Below are 1,868 nucleotides of genomic sequence, written 5' to 3' on the forward strand. Positions count from 1 at the left end.
AGAACTACAGGATTACTAACTCGTATTAATATGTATATTATTACTGCCGCATAACGATTGCAAAATTACACAAAAAAAATATATCTAACAAAAGTGGGAGGATTTTTTAACTTTTTTTACCATAGACATTTTATTAGGGAAGCGTAGGTTCAACTGGTAAGTACAAATAAGTAGAAATGTTTGAACAACAACGTTTTAGGAAGTTGAAAAAAATCAAGTTTCTCTCTCGGTATAACGTTTATTTTGGCCAATATCTTCTTTAGTTTGGCATTTGAGTATTTCCCATTCGTGTTCTATTTAGCTCCTTATTATGAGTATGTAGCAAGTTGCTTATCAAATTCAGCCTCTTTGAGGGTCAAATATGGTTTTGCAAATGGTGACTGACAAGACATAAACAAGGTCAGCAGGATTTTTTACATAAATGGACATGAATGTATATAACCTAAAATAAGAATAAATTTTAATAAGGGCTGCCCAAAAAGAAAAAAATGCAGTTGCCATCCTATAGATACTTGCAGAAAGGATAAAATTTACTTTTAGACCTTTTGGGATAGCCCTTATTAATACTTCAGATAAAATTCCTAAGGTTATATTTTCAATCCTTTGGACCGGGTTTCCTCCTTGGCATACAGCCCCGGATGCCCAGTTATGGTGTGATTGGCGATAATACTTTCCGATGGATTGCGTATTTGCGGTGATGTATCTTCGGGATATTGCCTGATACCGTTTCGCACACCTTTCGCTTCCGGTTTGACCTGTTGCCCTTCATGCTCCTTTTCGGTGATTTCGGGTGTAGGCGGCGCAAGTTCCAGCTGTATCTTGCGGTCAAGGGCGGCAAGTTCGGACTTCAACTGTTTCAGTTCTTCCTCCTTCTTCCACACCTTGCCTGCTATCTCCTGCAACTGCGGTATCTCACGTTCCAAGACCTCATTCTTCGCTTTATACTGGTCGATGATGGAGGGGATTCTCTCAATCGCGTTGAGGAAGTTGCGGGCGGCGGCCAACGGGTCAGCCAGCGCCAGATGCCCGTTGTTGTAGGTGTACTTGTAGTTCCCCTCGACCACGAAGCGGTTGTCGGTAAACTCCAATCCCTCTTTGAGTATCCTTTCGCTGACCACCTTTATCGGGAAACCGTAAAACTCTCCAACCTGCGTGTACAACCCTCCGGTCGTGGCATTCTTGGCTATCTCCTGCAAACGCTTTCCGATGACTTTCTCATCGGCGGAATCCACTCCGTCCACCTTTATTATATTAAGGTGATTGCCCTCCTTGTCGGTCTGCACCACAGAGAGGAAGCGGTTCCAGTCCTCCGTCATGGCATCTATGAAAGCTGTGTTGTTGCCCAGCTCGCGGGTCTTCGATTCCAGCTTGAACTCCGAATCACGCTTGCCCTTGTTGAACGACTTGCGTTCCCCTTCGAGCGAGGCGATACGTTTTTCCAGTTTCGCCTTGTCCAGCAGGTCGGTGTTGCCGGATAGCAACGCCATATATTCCGAGAAGTTCATGCCCGATTTCTCGTCCATTGCCCCCTCGTCGATGGTACGCGCTTCCATAGCACCGCTTTTAAGCTGGCTGATGAAAGTCTGCTTGCAGTGCAGGAGGTTGAACTTGTAACTGTCCAGTGATTTTTCCACCGCGTAGATTATTACGTCCACGTTGTTCCCGGCGAAATGCTTGGCTATCTCGTTGCCTGCTCTAACTCCCCGTCCGTCACGCTGTTGCAGGTCGGACGGTCGCCACGGCGTATCAAGATGATGAATTGCCACACACCGTTTCTGTGCGTTCACACCCGTTCCGAGCATGGAGGTGGAGCCGAACAGCACACGCACCGTCCCGGCGTTCATGGCGTCTATCACCGCCTTCCGCGC

Annotated in this window: 1 protein-coding gene; it reads right to left on the bottom strand. The window is 46.5% G+C overall.

Going from position 1 to position 1,868, the window contains the following annotated elements; all coding sequences use genetic code 11:
* Positions 1-587 precede the first annotated feature (587 nt).
* Positions 588-1,868 (bottom strand): helicase-related protein (locus DWX23_RS24695; protein ID WP_122376450.1); only part of this gene is annotated, 1,281 nt, incomplete at its 5' end.

The sequence above is a fragment of the Parabacteroides sp. AF18-52 genome (assembly GCF_003479145.1).
Taxonomy (GTDB): Bacteria; Bacteroidota; Bacteroidia; order Bacteroidales; family Tannerellaceae; genus Parabacteroides; species Parabacteroides faecis.